The following is a 16,532-nucleotide window of genomic DNA, read 5'->3' on the forward strand; positions in this document are numbered from 1 at the left end:
TGCGTCTCTACAGCGTTAGGCCAGCTCAACCAGCTTCTTAAAAATCCGTGTCCAGGCCCAGGCGCTGCTTCATTTCGCGCAACGACGGAAACTTGTCGGCCAGATACTCAAACTTATCAGCCGAGGTATACAGCTTGCGCGCCGTCGGTGCCTGCTCCGTCATGACGGGCTGCACCGAGAGGCGCGGGTAGCCCGTGCGACGACGCAGCTCGGTCAGAAACTCAATCCGGAAATCGTTGAACTGATCAATCTGAATTGGGTTATCCACTGCCAGCTCAATCACATGCTGCTCATTGGCGGTCACGTCCCGATTTAAAACCATGTACTCGCTCATGCGGTCCTGAGCCCGTTTTTCCTCCTTCAATTCCTGCCACACGCGCTGTAGCAGCTCCGCATCAATGGTTGGCAGACCAAGAGTCGGGCCGCTCGGCTCCGCCACCTCCTGGGGGGCATTTTTAACCACCGCGGCCTGCTGGGCTACCTGGGCTTTCAGGTCTTTCAGACTGGGGATTTTACTTCCCCCATTCAACGGCTTCAAGGTGGCTAACGATGGAGTGGGGGGCATTTTTGACGCTGGTGCCGGTTGGTCCGGCTCGTGACCAGCCATGCTAGGCGCGCCGGTATCTACGTGCGGAACCGAGTCCAGCACCTGATGCTGCGCCGTCGGCAAGTCAGCCTCTTCGTCTTCTATGCTGGGCGTGTCGTGCAATTCCTCCACGCCGCTTTCCACCGGAATTATTTCTTCGGGCTCAGCGGGGGCCGAAACGAGCTCTGCGCCCGAAAAAGGCGCGCTGGGGGGCATTCTGGCTGCACCATTGCTCGCAACGGGAGGCGTAGACAATGCCGCGCTTGGCGTAACAGCCGGGCGCACAGCCGGCGCACTAGCTGCCGTCCCATTGGGCGAAGCAGCGGCTACCGAAGCGCCATTCGTAGCCATTCCATTTGACTGGGGGGCATTTTGCGGAGTCGCACCACTTACGCTACTTTTTTTTTAGCCTCGCCGTTGGAGCCAGCCCCCAGCTCGCGGGCAAACTGCACAGCACCGTTCAAGTACGTGAGCTTCATCAGCGTCAGCTCCACATGCAGGCGCTGGTTTTTGGCTTGCTTGAACTCCCGGTCGCACTGGCTGACCAGGTTCAGGGCCGAGAGCAGAAAAGGCAGCGGAGCCGTCTGCGCCTGCTGCACGTAGCGCGCCCGAATGCCCTCCGACACTTCCAGCAACTGCACCGTCACGGGGTCTTTGCACACTAGCAAACCACGCAAATGCTCGGCCGCGCCCACCACGAAATTATGCAGGTCGAAGCCGTTCTGCATGATTTCCTCCAGCAAAAGCAAGGAGCCGGAGAGGTTTTCATTCACCAGAAAATCGACCAGCCGGAAGTAGTACTCATAGTCCAGAATGTGCAGGTTCTGCACCACATCCTGATAGCGGAGCGAGTTACCCGAAAACGTGACCATTTGGTCGAAGATGGAGAGGGCATCGCGCAGAGCGCCGTCGGCTTTCTGCGCCACTAAGTGCAGGGCATCGGGCTCAGCGGTAATCTGCTCCTGCTGCGCGATATAGCCCAAATGGCCCACGATATCATCGACCCGAATCCGGTTGAAGTCGAATATCTGGCAGCGCGACAAAATCGTGGGGATGATTTTGTGCCGCTCGGTGGTAGCCAGAATGAAAATAGCGTACGACGGCGGCTCTTCCAGGGTCTTCAAAAAGGCGTTGAAGGCCGCGTTGGAGAGCATGTGCACCTCGTCAATAATGTAGATCTTGTACTTGCCGGTCTGCGGGGCATAGCGCACCTGCTCCACCAAACTGCGGATATCCTCCACCGAGTTGTTGGAGGCCGCATCCAGCTCGTGCACGTTAAACGACGCGTTCTGGTTGAACGAGCGGCAGGAGTCGCATTGATCACAGGCCTCGGTTTCGGGCGAGAGGTTCTGGCAGTTAATGGTCTTGGCCAGAATGCGGGCGCAGGTGGTTTTGCCCACCCCCCGCGGACCGCAAAACAGGAAAGCCTGTGCCAGATGGTTACTGACAATGGCATTTTGCAGGGTAGTAGTTACGTGCTGCTGCCCCACCACGCTCCGAAAGGTGGCAGGCCGGTACTTACGGGCCGAAACGACGAAATTTTCCATACTTCTACCTACAAAGATACCCCGAAAGGCAAGGAACCCCAAGCCGGCGCTTGGGATTACCTATACCGGAACAAAATTGCCCCCCGGCAACGTTTTCCCGGTGATGTGCGTACATTCGCACCCCGCTCTTCGGCGCGGGTATCGTTCTTTCTAATTTGGGGCTGACTGGAATTGACAGCTTGTGCAGGTCGCGAGTAAGCGTGTCAGGAGTTGAATGGATCTCCTGTTAAAAAGTCATTCAAACAGTAAATGGCGAGTATAGCTACGCCATGGCTGCTTAGTCTAGGTACTAAGTAATGCCATCGTTCCGCATCCGTCTTCCTTTTCACGGGTGAGCACGGGACGTCGTAAGTAAAGGGATAGTTTGGGCAGAGGTGTGATGCTCAGGCGAAAACAACTGCATCTAAGGGAAATTCAAAGGCCTGATGTGCGCCCGGATTTCCCCGACAATTCAAGCATAGATACACACGTAGAAAGCTCGTCGGTTTCCTTGTCTGGACCAGGGTTCGAATCCCTGCAGCTCCACATGAAAAAGCCCCCCGGTTTCGGGGGGCTTTTTTTGTTTATAGTTGTTATGCATTAGCTAACAACCTCTTATTAGCACCTACTTATTCCACCAAACGCCATCCCGCAGGTCATCCAACGAACCCGGCTGGGTTACTTCCGGGCTGTCGGTGGTGCGTTCGGTTTCGGGATAGAGCAGGCGTTGGGGCTCAGAAGAGTTAGGTAGGGCCGCTGGGAAGTCTATGCTCCGGAAGCCGTTATAGGCTTCGATGCTGTTCAAGGAAAGCCATTCATTGCTGAGTAATCAATTATGCCAACTTATGAAGCACCTGTTTACAGCTGACGACAGACAAAAATGGTATAAATTTTTATCAAAATAGTTTAATAAAAGATAGTTTGGTTTCTTATCTTCACTATGTGGCTTGCCGAGGTCTTAAAGTCTGCATAATACTTACCCAGAGCAACATATAAGTACTTCTGAAGCAGTGTCTACCAAAGCCGCTGGTTATGGCTACGGTACTGTGGCTACCTGGCTTGGCGCACAGTTTATCCACTAAGCTTTTGTGTATGGGCAAGAAATACGTTCTGCCTTCCTCTAAGGTGAGCTTGGTTGCTGCAGCACTGATAATGATGCTTAGCTGTGAGGGGTGTGGCTGGAAGGGCCCAACAGAATTGATACCGGCTATGAAGCCGGGTGCTGCGCCAGCGCTGGCAGCCGAGGAGGAATTATCATCTGAGCTGGTGCCCGCGCCGGTATTGGCGGAGTCGCCGGGCGTGGTTACTATGAGCCGGTACCACTCCCTGCTCGCGCATACCAAGGGGCGCATCAAGCGCATATTCTTCGAGCCGGGGCAGTACGTGCGCAAAGGCCACATTTTGGTGAAGGGCTACAACCACAACTATGTGGTAGCACCCGTCAATGGCTTTGTTGCGGAGAAGTTGATTGATGGCAGCACGTATCTGACTTATAATACCGTCGTGGCTTCGCTGCTGGAGCTGGAGCCTTTCCAGATGCAATTAATGCCCCCCAGCGCCTATACCCAGCCTGTTGCTCCCGGTTGGGAAGCCCGACTAAGCCGTTGGGAAGACAAATCGTTCGCGGCAAGTGGGGTAGTTCTGGGCTCCCATTTAAGCACCGACGGCACTTTGGTCGTGGACCTGCGGCTGCGTAGCCTTGCCGGTGGCAATCTTACGGAAGGCACAAAAATTAGGGCAGTGCTGGCTCCCCCACAAGTTGCGGTCCGCTCAAAAAGCCTCAGGCCCTGATGTCCGTGTACGCACGGTTGCTTATGCACATTAGCTACCTGCTCCCACCTTAATTTTCCCGGTCATGCAGAACATCAACACAAATACCCGAGACAATCTGATAATTGCCGTGTTCATGGCGGCGCTGGTAGCCAGCGCGGCCATGTTTTACTTCTGGTAGGATGCCAAAGCGGGTTTTCCTGTGAAATGATCTGATTGAAACAGACAGGGACAAGTCTTGCCTTCTGGTGCTCATGACCGAAAACCACCCCCGCTGGATCTTGAGGTGGTGCTCACTTGCCCGCGGAAGCAAAAAAAGTGAACTTACCGCTTATGGGCCCTGATGTTCCTTCTACTTTGGCGCTTATACGGCGTACCTGGCAACAGCTGCACACCGAAGAATTGATCGCCTTACCTCCCGCCGAGACGGTCCGCGAGGCGGTGGAGGCGCTCGGCCAACACTTGCTCCGCACGCAGTTTATGCTCGTGACCCAGTTGCCGGAACTGCAGGTTCACTTCTGCAGCCCCGGCGTGGAGACGCTGCTGGGGTGCCCGCCGGCGGAGTTCAGCTTCGAGTGGCTCTATGCCCGCATGCATCCCGACGACGGACCGCTCGTTGCCGAAGCAACGGCCCTCTCCGCCCGCTTTGCCGACCATTGCCGCCACGAGCTTCAGGGGCACGTATTCTCTATAGATTATCGCCTGCGTCACCAGGACGGGCACTGGGTACGCGTGCTGCGCCAAAACTTTCCCGTCCGCCTGGATGAGGACGGCAAACTCGTGCTGGTGGGCAGCATCTACACTGATATTACTCACCACAAGGTCACGACGGACATCCGCTTTCATTTTTCCCATCCTGGCTTTGCTGCCTGGGTACGGACCGCCGCACCCCCAGAAGCCGATACGCTGAGTCCGCGGGAACAGGCCGTGCTGGGTCTGGTACTGCGGGGCTATACCTCCCAGCAGATTGCCGAGCAGCTGTACGTGAGCAGCCATACCATCAGCACGCACCGCCGCAATATCGGGCGCAAGCTGGGAAACCGCGACCTGAGCCACCTGTTGAGCCACTTGGATACCTGACTTTAGGCTAGGCGCTAGTGGGAGGCAGGGGAGGTGTGTGCGGCGAAGGCCAGCAGCAGGGCGTTGAAAGCAGTCGGATTTTCCAGAAAGGGTAGATGCCCCGCCCGCGGCACGATTTGCACCGCTTCACCCCAGCAGGTAGGCATAAGCAGAGAGGCAAAGTAGTCAGGAGCGAGCATCGCTTCTTTCTCACCCAGAATAAAAGCCAGCGGCACGGAGGTAGCGCGGACCAGCCCGACTTCATCGGCAAGCTCACTTGCGGCGATACTGGCGGCCAGAGCCGTACGCATCCGCCCATCGGCCCGGCCCAGGGCAGCTGCCAGCAGGGCCACCTCGTCATCGGGACTAGTAGGGCGCAGGCAGTAGCGCGCCAAAGCAGTGACTTGGTCAGCCGTAAGAGAAGGGGCATAGAATAGCCCCCCCGTTTCGCTCAGGCGAAAGGCGGCAGCTAAGTCCGTAGGGGTGCTCACGGGTGGGGTGCCCACCGTGAGCAGGCCCCGCAGGTGAGATAGCTCCGGTAGGGCATCGAGCAGCAGATGGCCCCCGTAGGAGTGACCCACGATCAGGGCCTGCTCGCAGCGCAGGGCCCGAATAGCGGCTACCAGCACCTGCCGGAGACGCGGTGGCGAATACCACTCGGGAGCATCAGGCGACTGGCCGTGGCCGGGCAGATTCAGGGCCACAAGGCGAAAGGCCTGGAGCTCGGGTGCCGTCCATTGTCGCTGAAAAGTACTGGCTGCCAGCGAATTGCCGTGTACAAATAATAGTGGGGGCCCCATGGGGTTACCACCTTCGTAGGTGGCGACACGCAGCGAGAGCTCCGGCAAAGCCAGGAAAACAGGCCGCATTGCTGTCTCCAGTGCCAGGCCGGCCAGTGCTGGAAAGTGTGAGTGTGCAGAAGGGGCTAACGGAGGGGAAGGCATAGCATTTATTCGACCAAGGGAACACAGTTTAGCAAGAATATATAGGAAGGTATAATACTACCAAAAAATAGAATAATACCTAAAAAGGGGTATTGCAGGCAGTGGAGGTAGTAAGGTACTTTACAGCCACTTTACTCCGTCTCCTTACTGGTTAGCGGTGGCACATCTTACGGGATAAAAAGCATCGGGAGCCGCCTGAGCGCCCACACTGCCTGCCGCGTACCCTTCCCAACTGCTTCGTCTTTCTATATCTCTCCTGCTAACTTTTATATGAAAAATTTATTCTTCCTCGCCCTCCTCGCTGTCCCTTTCATAGCGGCTTACACCAAAGAAAACGCCGAGCCGGAACCCGCCCTGAAAGTTGAGCTCCTGACCGGTAAAGACTGGATGCGTACGGGCAGCACAATAACGGTCAATGGCGTTACTACTGATACGCACGCCACGCTAAGTGCCTGCGACAAGGATGACTATATGCGCTTTGAAGAGGCGCAGGAGATGTTCTACGACGAGGGAGCCTCCAAGTGTTCGGCTGCATCTCCACAACGGATAAAGGGAGTTCGGTGGGTGGACGACGGGAAAATGATACTCGGCATGGGCATCAGCAACGGCCACAACGGCGCGCACCAGGTGATTGAGCTGAGCGCGAATACCTTAACTTTTGCCCAAACGATTGCCGACAAGCGCTACACCTACACGTTTACCAAGCGCTAAGCTGCGCCCCGAACTAACTCAGGGCGTGTTCTGATACGCTTTGGATCATGTGATTCACCTGGTCCAGGGCGCGGCACGATTAATCCAGAAGTTACGCACTCGAAGCAAAAATCCTGGAAAGCCAATCAGCGGTCGAAGGCCCAAAAGTGGCTGCGGCAACGTAAAAAAGCCCCCCAGGTGCGGGCAAAGTGGTTTCGCAACAGCAACTGCATCAGTTCTGATGTAGAATGTGGGCAAGACGCTGTTTGATGACGTGTTAAAGCGAAAAGCCAAGCGAGAGCACACTCGAGTTGGACATATTTCCTATTGGTTCAACGACAGACTGCCTACGACACTACTTCGTACGTCATCACGGGATGGGCCTTGTTCTTTAAGGTAAACTCCTGCACGGGCTGGCACTGAAACGACTCTTTGACCTTTTGGTATGTAGCTTCGGTAACCAGAATTTGCCCCGGCTGCGCTACTGACTGCAGGCGCTGCCCCAGATTTACGGTGTCCCCAATGATAGTATAATCCAGACGCTTCAGCGAGGCCGAACCGATATTGCCGGATACCACTTCCCCCGTACTGATGCCAATGGCTACATCTGGCCGGTAGGTAACGCCATCAGGCAGCGGCTCAGAGTTGGTTTGCAGTAAGGTCCGCACCGACAGGGCCGCATCGATGGCGCGGTCCAGATGATACGTGCCCCGGAAAACAGCCATGACGGCATCGCCCATAAACTTATCGACGTAGCCGCCCTGGGCAATGATTTCCTTCACCATCTGATCGAAGTACATATTCAGCAAACGTACCAGGGCATCAGCGGGCAGCTTCTCAGCCAGCGCCGTGAAGCCGCAGATATCAATAAAAATGACGGTGGCCTCAATGCTTTCACTCGCCATCAGACGGTTTTCCAGGCCTGGTCGCGCCATGAAATTGAGCACCGTTTCGTCCACGTACATCTTCAGGATGTTGTTTTCCTGAATAGCCCGGATTGTCTCGCGCAGCTGCTTTACCTGCCCGATTGTCTTCTCCAGCGTCACTTCCAGGTCTGCGAAATCCACCGGCTTGCACACGAAGTCGAAGGCTCCGCGGTTCATAGCCGTGCGGATGTTCTGCATATCGCCGTAGGCCGAAACTATCACGGTTTTCAGGGTCGGATTTACCTCGGGTAGCTTGGTAAGCAGGGTCAGCCCATCCATCACGGGCATATTGATATCAGAGAGCACAATATCGACATCGGGCTGCTCCTTGAGCTTATCCAGTGCCTGCTGCCCATCGTGGGCAAACCGAAACTCATAGGTGCCTTCGCGAATCTTGCGTCGGAACTTCTGCTTGATCAGCAACTCTAAATCAGCCTCATCATCTACCACCAGTATCTTGGTTTTCATAGCGTGGCTTTCAGGTAGTATTCAGGAGAAGCAGCTTTTGTCTTAACGTAGCAAAATCAAGCGGCTTTGATAAAAAATCATTGGCTCCCAGCTTCATAGCCGTGTCGTAGCTCCCGGCATCGGCATACGCTGTAATCATCATCACCAAGGGCGGCGGAATCGGATGATCTTTCTTGATCAGGCGAAGCAGCTCCAGGCCACTCATGCCCGGCATGTTAATGTCGGACAAAATCAGCACCACTTCCGAATAATGCGGCTCCTGTTCTAAGTACGCTAACGCCTCCTCGCCGGAAAAGGTGAAGGAAAAAGAAAATATTCCCTCACGGATTTCCCGGCGGAAGCGCTGCTCAAACAGGAGCCGTACATCGGCCTCATCGTCTACAACCAAGATCTTTCTCATATAGAATAACTTAGCGTTTGTGCCTGTACGTGTTCCTGACTTACTGGTAGAGATACCGCAAACTCCGTGTATTCACCCGGCTTAGTCCTGACCGTGATAGTGCCGCCGTGGCCTTTGGTGATGATGTCGTAGCTGAGCGAGAGGCCCAGGCCCGTACCTTCGCCCGGCGGCTTGGTGGTGAAAAAGGGGTGAAATATTTTCTGCCGGATGACGTCCGGAATGCCCATGCCGTTATCCTTCACCCAGACAACTACTTGCCCGTTGGTAAGGCGCTTCGTGGCCACCCACACCTCCGGCCGGTAGCCAGGCTGGCCCAGCCGTTGCCGCTGTTGCACGGCATAAAAAGCGTTGTTGATCAGATTGAGCAGGACCCGGCCTATTTCCTGCGGCACAAGCTCTACCAGGCCCAGATTCTTGTCGAAATCGGTCGTGAGGGTGGCGTTGAAGTCTTTGTGTTTGGCACGCAGGCCGTGGTAGGCCAGGCGCAGGTATTCGTCGGCTAAGGCGTTCAGATCCGTGGGCTGCCGCTCCCCCCGACTGGCGCGCGAATGCTCCAGCATGCCCTTCACGATGCTGTCGGCCCGCTTCCCGTGATACGTTATCTTCTCCAGGTTTTGCGAGAGGTCATCAACCAGCTCCTCGGCCGATTTGCGCTCTCTGTCAGCCAGGCTGAGTAGGGGGCCAGCTTTCAGCTCCGTCAGCAGATCGACTCCTACCTCGGCGAAGTTATTGACGAAGTTCAGGGGGTTTTGAATCTCGTGGGCGATGCCAGCGGTCAGCTCGCCCAGTGAGGCCATTTTCTCGCTCTGAATAAGCTGTTGCTGCGTGGCTTGCAGGTTGCTCAGGGTTTGCTGCAAAGCGGCGGTGCGCTGCTGTACCTGCTGCTCCAGCAACTCATTCTGCTGCGCCAGCAACTGCTGCTTCTCCTCCTGCTGGGCAGTAGCCTGGGCCGAAAGCCGTCGCACCTGGGCCAGCTTAATCATGAGCAGGCGGCTATCCAGAGCGAAGCGGCAGGCCAGAAATAACGAAATAGCCAGCACAGGACTCAGAAAAGCGGAGAACGTGAGCATGGTGTGCAGCGGAATGCCCAGCACTTCCTGGTGAAGGATTTCCGACCGGAGCGCCGACAGAGTAGCAAACGTGAGGAGCAGTACGAAGGCAATGCCAAACCCCAGGGCGATGATGCCCGCCGCCCGCTTCGCCTGCCGAAGGGCGCCCAGCGTAATACGCAGCTGCTCTGCCGTGACCAGCAGCATAAAGCCGACGGTAGGATACCAGCTGAGCCCTTGCCCAAACATCAACAGCAGCAGGCTGAAAATATTAGCTATCCAGAGGGCATAGTAGATGCGCCCGACCCGCATATAAAAAAAGCTGTAGAGCGCCCGCACGGCCAATACGCTCCCAATCTGCAGACTCGCGTAGGATACGATATCCATACCAAGCCGCAGCCCATGGCGGCCTACATCATCCAGAAAGCCGGTACAGAAAAAGGCGCAGGCTTCGGCCAACGTATAGAGCGCAAAGTAAAAGTTAGCCTGCTGGTTTGGGTTGTAGGCGTAGAACGCGATGTGCAGCGTGCTCAGCAGCAGTAGGGCTCCAAAAAGAAGCATATCGGCCACTTTATACTTGGCTTCCTGCTTAAAATTCTGCTCCATCTGCTGTAGTCCGTTCAGGCGCGGCTGAAAGAAAGTGGGGGCAAAAAACTCGTTGAAGGCGGAAAGGGGTGGCCAGTAGGCAACCCGCACGGCCAATACCTGCTCGCCCTCATCCGCCAGCGGCAGCTCGATGGGCTCTCCATTAGGCCAATAGGCCCTTACCAGGACGGGGATGGTGCTGACTACTCCGTACTGACGCAGCAGCTGCCCATTCAGGTACACCTCAGAAGCGGCGTATTGGAAAATGCTCAGGATCAGGGCGTGGCGCTGAAGCTCAGGGCCTACCCGGAACCGTAGCCGCAGCCACCCGATACCCGCCTGCCGCACTTGCGGAAGCTGCCGGGGGGGGAGGGTGGGGTTAATCGGTTGCCAGTTTCGGTCATTGATGTTCGGACGCGCCCACTGCTCATCGTCGCCGGCCTGGAATTTCCAGCCGTTATCAAGCACGATTCCAGCGGGGGGCATTTTATCGAGATAGACCGCCTTGCTGGTGCCTGGTTGTGCCATTCCTGCCCGTATGGCACAAACCAGTGCCAGTAGCATAAGCGCTTTTATGGGCAGATAGCAGTGCATAACAGGCAGGATTGCTTCTGATGCGGTGGCGGAAATTCCAGCCCCAACGGCTGGGTATGCTCATTGTATAGTGAAATTCTTATGCTTGGGTCGGGTGGAAGGCTGAGGCAGTAGCATAGGCACTATACCCTGTTTGCTTAAGGCCTCAGAGACAAGATGATTATTACTAAATATAGTATGATTATAAATGGAACAATTATAAATGAATCCATTTCAACTAAATTACTCATTCTTAACCATTCAGCCTGTGTGTTTCAATCATAAGCCATAAGCAACGGTAGCGAAGCGCGCTTGTCTTTCCGGTGGCTTTCGCGCTATTCTATCCTTGGTTAGTTTAGTACTGCTATGCTCACACTTCACAAGTCGGCAGGGGATGGTGCTTCGGCTGGCCTACTGGCTAAGTTGGTTTCGCCCTTGCAGGAATCGTGGAAGCGCCTCGTCAATATTGGGGTGCACCAGGAACTCACGGAATGGCAAGGGAAGCGCGTGCGGCTGCTGAATGGTATCAGCAGTGTGACGATTGCCATTTATGCCGGCTATGTTGTCGTGTTCTTCAATTCCCCCGACTGGCTGACGTTTCGGATCTGCCTCGCGGGCGTGTTCCTAAATTTGCCCCCCCTGGTTCTCAATTATTACCGTCGCTACGATGCCTCGGCTTATTACTGCGTTCTGAGTGTCACGCTGCTGTGCTCCTTTATTGCCGTTGCCCGCAGATACAACGGCGTAGAGTATTACCTGATTTCCAACAGCATTGTAGCCATGCTGTTCTTCCGCCGGTTCTGGAAAATTCTCCTTCTGTTTTTGCTGAACGTGGCTGCCTATTTTGCGGTGCGCTACGCCATGCAGTACGTGAAACCCTTTCTGTATGTGCAGGATAGCGCGTATTTCTACAACGCCAACGTGCTGTTGTTCTTCATGACGCTGTTTTTCGTGGTGTCTTATTTTCGCGCGGAAAACTTCCGGCAGGAACAGCTGCTCAGCCAGAAAAATGAAACCTTGGGCCAGTCGCTGGAACATTTGCAGAACACGCAGGCTCAGTTGGTGCAGCAGGAAAAGCTGGCCTCCCTGGGGGCCCTCACGGCCGGCATTGCCCACGAGATTCAAAACCCCCTGAACTTCGTCGACAACTTCTCGGAGGTAGGGATGGAGCTGGTAGAAGAGCTGCGCGAAGAGCTGGCCCGCGAGCCAATTTCGGAGAAGCGCCGGCATATAATAACAGTGCTTCTGGATGATCTGGCCCAAAGCCAAAAAAAGGTGAATGAGCACGCCGACCGCGCCGGCAACATCGTGCGGGGTATGCTCCTGCATTCGCGCACCAGTCGGGGGGAGCGGCAGCCCACGGATCTGAACGCCCTGGCCGACGAGTATCTGCGTCTGGCCTACCATGGCCTGCGCGCCAAACACAAAGACTTCAACGCCACCCTCACGACCGACTTCGACCTGCAATTAGGCCCGGTAACCGTGGTGGTCGAAGATATCAGCCGGGTGCTGTTGAATTTATTTACGAATGCCTTCTACGCGATTCATAAAAAAGCCTCCCAGCTGCCGCCCAGCGCGTACAAACCCACCGTGTCGGTGAGTACGCAGCGGGCGGTGAAGGGCGTGCTGCTGCGGGTGCGCGACAATGGCACCGGCATTCCGCTGGAGGTGATTGACAAGATTTTTCATCCCTTCTTCACCACCAAGCCCCCCGGCGAAGGCACAGGCCTGGGTCTTTCGCTCAGCTACGACATCATCACCAAAGGCCACGGCGGCACCCTCACCGTGAACTCGGGGGCCGGTGAGTACAGCGAGTTTACGATATGGCTACCCGAGTCGCGCGTGCCTTAAGTCCGGCCTACGGCAACTGAGCTCAAAAAAAGCCCCCCAGCGTCAGTCGTACACATTGCCGGGGGCTTTTTTCAACGGCGAGGCTGCGCTGAAGCTGAAATCCGAACCTGCCGCGTGAGCACCGACGACCAGAGCCGCGGCAACACCAACGGGGAACACCGAGCGAGTATGATAAAGTCGCTGAATGGCAGCCACGGCATCCGCAGGGCCAACTAAAAGCCCCCTAGAGGGCGGCATTCTTAATCACGGTCACGGCTTCGCGTAAGGCCAAATCCTTACGCAAAGGCTTCACAAAGCGAGCTGCCCGGTTTACTTGGGTGGTGTCGGCGGTAGTGGCAGTGGCGCTGAGCAGGGAAATTTCCAGGGGCGGCACCAGCTTTTGCGACTCCGTATACTTGTTGGCGGCGGCGCGCGTCAGCTCCTGCTCGGCCCGGTAGCCCGCCAGATTCAGCGAAACCTGGGTGTCGTTCTTGCGCTTCTGCATCCGCTGCACCGATTCGGTGATGAGTTTGAGGCCCGCGCTGGTGGCCACGCGGTTGTTGCTGGCAGCCACCAGCTGCTTCAGAGCCGCTGCCCCCGACCACAGCTTGTAAGAGGCCGGCGCGATTTCGTCCCAGGGCAATGGATACTCGGTATCTTTTTCCCCGTCGCCGAGCGTGCTGTACGCGTCTGGCACCACCACGTCCGGCGTCACGCCCTTGAACTGGGTGGAGCCGCCATTGATGCGGTAGTACTTCTGCACCGTCAGCTTGAGCGAGCCGAATGGCTTCAGGTTGTCGAAGGTGCTGGGCAGCACCTGATCCAGGTCGAATATCTGCTGCACGGTGCCTTTGCCGTAGGTGGTGTTACCCAGAATAAGCCCCCGCTGATAATCCTGAATGGCTGCGGCCAGAATCTCGGAGGCCGAAGCGCTGTACTTGTTTACCAGCACTACCAGCGGCCCTTCGTACTGCAAGCTGGCGTCGGGGTCGGCGATAATCTGGGCCGGGCGCTGGCGGCTCTTTATCTGCACCATCGGGCCGCTTTTCACGAATAAGCCCGCCATTTCTACCGCATCCTGCAAAGAGCCGCCGCCATTAAAGCGCAAATCGAGTACGACGCCTTGTACACCCGCTTTTTTGAGCTTTTCTAATTCGTTCTTTACATCGTTGGCCGAGCTGCGGCCGCCGTTGTGGTTGAAATCGGCATAGAAGCTGGGCAGAAAAATGTAACCGATTTTGCGGCCACCTTCATTCACAACGGCCGACTGAGCATAGGTATCCTCGATAATGACCACATCGCGGATAATGCTGATAACGTGGGTGCTGGCATCGGGCTTGCGCACCGTCAGGCGCACTTCCGTGCCTTTCTTGCCCCGAATCAGCTTCACCACTTTATCCCGGCGTATGCCGCTTATATTTACGGGTTCCGCATCGCCTTGCCCCACACGCAGGATGATGTCGCCGGTTTTGAGCTCGCCCTGCCGATAGGCCGCGCTGCCCGGCACAATATCCGCTACCGAAATCTGACCGTCTTTCTCATTGAGTAAAGCCCCAGTGCCTTCAAGGCGGCCCGTGAGCGCAATATCAAAGTTGTCTTTGTCCTGAGGGGCAAAATACTCGGTGTGCGGGTCGAAGGCATTCGCGAGGGAGGAGGCGTACAGGGCCAGGCGGTCGGCGGCGTCAGTTTGCTTTATATCATTGAACCACTCGTCATAATATTTTAATACGCGCTTTCGAGCATCTGCTTCCAGCTCAGCGGGGGTGCGCTTGGTTATGGGGCCAGCTTGCTTAGACGCCAATGGCTTTTCGGCTTTTTTGGCTTGCTCGTCCATCATTTCGGATACCTGCACCAGTGTTTGATACTTTAGCAGCCGCCGCCAGTAGTCGCGGCGCGCGGCGGCGTCGACTGGGTAGTCGAGCTTGTCGGGGTCCGTTTCAAACGTCTCGGCTACGGTCAGATCAAACGGATTGGCCAGCAGCTCCCGGTACATGGCCTGGGTTTCGCCAATGCGCTGCTCAATCAGCCTAGTGCTCAGGTCCAGAAAAGGATGGTCGCCTTTCTTCAACTCATCGTCGAGCGCTTTTTGATACTTGCGGAGTTGCTGCACATCGGCTTGCAGCAGAAAGCGGTGGCCCGAATCGAGGCGCTTTAGATACAGCTCAAATACCCGCTGCGAGAACTGATCGTCGATGGGCTGGGGCTGGTAGTGTGCTTCGCTCAAGCCCTGTACCAGCGTTTTCAGTAGCACTTCATCCTTCGGATTCTCCAACTTCACACCGCTCGTCCTGAGCCAGGAAGGAGGGGAATTGAAGGCCGTTAATCCTGAAATACCGAGGAGCAGAACGGTGCCGTAGGTGGCAATAGCACGGGAGGAAAGCATGGCAGACAGCGTAAGTGAAAGGCAAAAGGCAGGGCGGCCACGGTGCCGGCTCTTCGCTGGCAAAGCAAGCAATGTTCCAGAGTTGCCCGGCTGAAATGGAATAAGGCAAAGATGACTAATCCGCTAGCAAGTTGTTCGGCGGCGAATAATTATTTGCCCGGTCTTCTTTCTTATGTCTTTAGATAGCGTAGCACTACCGCAGTGGCTGGCGGATAGCCGCTAATGACGCGTCTGGGGGGCTTTTTCCTATTTCACAAAAAAAAATGCCCTTCGCTTGTAACGATTGCCCAAACTTTCGGTACTCGCTGCAAACCAACTCCTACTCCCTACCCGGTGGAAACCAGAAGCGACGAAGAACTAATGGCAGCCGTGCAGGCCGACGACCTCGACCAGGTGGTGCCGTTGTTCGAGCGCTACCAGGGGCCGCTGTTCAACTTCCTCTACCGTCTCACCAACGACTACGAAGCCAGCCAGGACCTCACGCAAACCGTGTTTGAGCGCCTGTTAAAGTACCGGGCCAGCTACCGGCCCGGTCAGCCCTTCCGGGCCTGGGCCTACCAACTAGCCCGCAATGCCCACACCGACCACTGGCAGCGCCGCCAATACCTGCGCACCACCGACGTGGTGGAAGTGGAGCGCCAGGGGGCATTGGGTGGAGCCGCCTTCCGCCACACGGCCGCCGTGGACCGCGAGCAGGATTTGCACGAAGCCATGGCATTACTATCGCCCGCTCAGCACGAAATCCTGGTGCTGCACCGCTTCCAGGGCTTTAGCTACGAGGAAATCGCGGAGATGCTGGGATGCACGGCGGGCGCGGCCAAAGTAAAAGCGCATCGGGCCTTGCAAGCCCTGCGCACCATTTATTTCGACTAACTACCATGAATAGCACGCAATACTCCTCCGAATGCCTCAACGTAGCCGACCTGCTGGTTGACTACGCCGAGCACAGTCTGCCCCCGGAGCAAACGGCCCGGATTGCTGCGCACCTAGCCCACTGTCCCCGCTGCCAGCAGCGGGTAGCGCAGCTGCGGGAGCTGGGGGGCAAATTTGAGGCAGCTGAGCCCGTAAACCCGCCGCCAGCGCTGCGTGTCAACTTTATGGCCGCCCTTGAGCGGGAAAAAGCGGCGCTGGCTAAGCCAGAATCGGTAGCGGGCGAAGCGAAAATAGTGCGTATGGAGCCTGCCGCTTCGGACCCGACGGGTATGTGGTGGCTGCGCATCGCTGCCAGCCTTCTGCTACTGGCCACGGGTGTTCTGCTGGGTAACCTGTGGCGGCCAGCGGGAACTGATGTTGCTGGCGTAACGACTGCTACTACTTCCGACCCACGCTTTCGTGCACTCAAGGTAAACCCTACGGCGCCTTCGCTCTCGGCCAGCGACCGGATTCAACTGGTAAACGAGATGGCCGTTGATGCGGAAGGCATTAGCGACCCAACGGTGCAGGCGCTCATCAACACGCTCAACTTCGACCCAAATACTAACGTGCGGCTGGCCGCCGGGCAGGCACTATATCGCCTCCGCGACGACCCACGAGTAGGGGAGGCCTTCGTGCAGTCCCTCACCATCCAGACTGATCCCAACGTGCAGATCATGCTTATTGAGCTGCTGGTAGCCCTGCGTGAGCGGCGCGCGGTGCCTGAGCTGGAGCGTTTGTCTCAACGGCGTGACGCTTTACCCATCGTGCGGCAGCAGGCCGAGTCGGGACTGGGGCAATTGATACAGATATAAAGCGCAACGTCATGCG

General features: G+C 56.4%; 14 protein-coding genes and 1 other RNA gene. 7 read left to right on the plus strand and 8 right to left on the minus strand.

The genetic code is table 11. The features are described 5' to 3' along the window. Nucleotides 1-37: 37 nt before the first annotated feature. Together B9A24_RS05635 and B9A24_RS05640 are read right to left on the minus strand one after the other, a co-directional pair. Nucleotides 38-937, minus strand: a complete 900-nt coding sequence (locus tag B9A24_RS05635; RefSeq protein WP_143434779.1) for a hypothetical protein — start codon at nucleotides 935-937, stop codon at nucleotides 38-40. 38 nt (nucleotides 938-975) lie between these two features. Continuing rightward, nucleotides 976-2,133 carry a DNA polymerase III subunit gamma/tau gene (locus tag B9A24_RS05640; protein ID WP_084444203.1) on the minus strand — a complete coding sequence of 386 codons (1,158 nt, stop codon included), beginning with the start codon at nucleotides 2,131-2,133 and terminating at the stop codon, nucleotides 976-978. 157 nt (nucleotides 2,134-2,290) lie between these two features. Between B9A24_RS05640 and ssrA the strand changes: the two genes are divergently transcribed. After that, nucleotides 2,291-2,661, plus strand: a transfer-messenger RNA (tmRNA) gene (gene ssrA / locus B9A24_RS05645). 76 nt (nucleotides 2,662-2,737) lie between these two features. Here the strand turns inward: ssrA and B9A24_RS05650 are convergent. Beyond that, entirely contained in the window at nucleotides 2,738-2,917 is a 180-nt protein-coding gene (locus tag B9A24_RS05650; RefSeq protein ID WP_084444204.1) for a hypothetical protein, read from the minus strand. Between the two features lie 404 nt (nucleotides 2,918-3,321). Between B9A24_RS05650 and B9A24_RS05655 the strand changes: the two genes are divergently transcribed. Both B9A24_RS05655 and B9A24_RS22250 read left to right on the plus strand, forming a co-directional pair. Continuing rightward, nucleotides 3,322-3,903 carry a hypothetical protein gene (locus B9A24_RS05655; RefSeq protein ID WP_143434780.1) on the plus strand — a complete coding sequence of 194 codons (582 nt, stop codon included), beginning with the start codon at nucleotides 3,322-3,324 and terminating at the stop codon, nucleotides 3,901-3,903. A gap of 312 nt (nucleotides 3,904-4,215) precedes the next feature. Next, the gene (locus B9A24_RS22250; RefSeq protein WP_084444206.1) at nucleotides 4,216-4,962 is read left to right on the plus strand and encodes a LuxR C-terminal-related transcriptional regulator; all 747 of its coding nucleotides are present in this window, start codon (nucleotides 4,216-4,218) and stop codon (nucleotides 4,960-4,962) included. A 14-nt stretch (nucleotides 4,963-4,976) separates the two neighbouring features. Here B9A24_RS22250 and B9A24_RS05665 read toward each other — a convergent pair whose 3' ends face one another. Further along, nucleotides 4,977-5,885, minus strand: coding sequence for an alpha/beta fold hydrolase (locus B9A24_RS05665; protein ID WP_084444207.1), 909 nt, complete (start codon nucleotides 5,883-5,885; stop codon nucleotides 4,977-4,979). A 270-nt stretch (nucleotides 5,886-6,155) separates the two neighbouring features. Here B9A24_RS05665 and B9A24_RS05670 point away from each other — a divergent pair, with 270 nt between their 5' ends. Further along, nucleotides 6,156-6,596: a hypothetical protein gene (locus B9A24_RS05670; RefSeq protein WP_084444208.1), complete on the plus strand. Its 441-nt coding sequence runs from the start codon at nucleotides 6,156-6,158 to the stop codon at nucleotides 6,594-6,596. 326 nt (nucleotides 6,597-6,922) lie between these two features. Here the strand turns inward: B9A24_RS05670 and B9A24_RS05675 are convergent, their stop codons facing one another. From B9A24_RS05675 to B9A24_RS05685, 3 genes are read right to left on the minus strand one after another with little or no spacing between them, the layout of a single operon-like run. After that, a complete protein-coding gene (locus tag B9A24_RS05675; RefSeq protein ID WP_084444209.1) occupies nucleotides 6,923-7,969 on the minus strand; it encodes an adenylate/guanylate cyclase domain-containing protein in 1,047 nt (348 codons plus the stop codon). A gap of 10 nt (nucleotides 7,970-7,979) precedes the next feature. Next, entirely contained in the window at nucleotides 7,980-8,369 is a 390-nt protein-coding gene (locus B9A24_RS05680; protein ID WP_084444210.1) for a response regulator, read from the minus strand. Continuing rightward, complete coding sequence (locus B9A24_RS05685; RefSeq protein ID WP_143434781.1) at nucleotides 8,366-10,489, minus strand: sensor histidine kinase; 2,124 nt, start codon at nucleotides 10,487-10,489, stop codon at nucleotides 8,366-8,368. The genes B9A24_RS05680 and B9A24_RS05685 overlap by 4 nt, the downstream gene beginning before the upstream one ends. 453 nt (nucleotides 10,490-10,942) lie before the next feature. Between B9A24_RS05685 and B9A24_RS05690 the strand changes: the two genes are divergently transcribed. Then, nucleotides 10,943-12,427 carry a sensor histidine kinase gene (locus B9A24_RS05690; protein ID WP_084444212.1) on the plus strand — a complete coding sequence of 495 codons (1,485 nt, stop codon included), beginning with the start codon at nucleotides 10,943-10,945 and terminating at the stop codon, nucleotides 12,425-12,427. 223 nt (nucleotides 12,428-12,650) lie between these two features. On the opposite strand, the gene B9A24_RS05695 is transcribed toward B9A24_RS05690, so the two are convergent. Continuing rightward, complete coding sequence (locus tag B9A24_RS05695) at nucleotides 12,651-14,789, minus strand: carboxy terminal-processing peptidase (RefSeq protein ID WP_084444213.1); 2,139 nt, start codon at nucleotides 14,787-14,789, stop codon at nucleotides 12,651-12,653. A gap of 333 nt (nucleotides 14,790-15,122) precedes the next feature. On the opposite strand from B9A24_RS05695, the gene B9A24_RS05700 reads away from it, so the two are divergent. After that, nucleotides 15,123-15,662: an RNA polymerase sigma factor gene (locus B9A24_RS05700; RefSeq protein ID WP_159451954.1), complete on the plus strand. Its 540-nt coding sequence runs from the start codon at nucleotides 15,123-15,125 to the stop codon at nucleotides 15,660-15,662. Nucleotides 15,663-15,667: 5 nt separating this feature from the next. Continuing rightward, nucleotides 15,668-16,516 carry a HEAT repeat domain-containing protein gene (locus B9A24_RS05710; protein WP_159451955.1) on the plus strand — a complete coding sequence of 283 codons (849 nt, stop codon included), beginning with the start codon at nucleotides 15,668-15,670 and terminating at the stop codon, nucleotides 16,514-16,516. Nucleotides 16,517-16,532: the final 16 nt, after the last annotated feature.

This window comes from Hymenobacter roseosalivarius DSM 11622 (assembly GCF_900176135.1).
Lineage (GTDB): Bacteria > Bacteroidota > Bacteroidia > Cytophagales > Hymenobacteraceae > Hymenobacter > Hymenobacter roseosalivarius.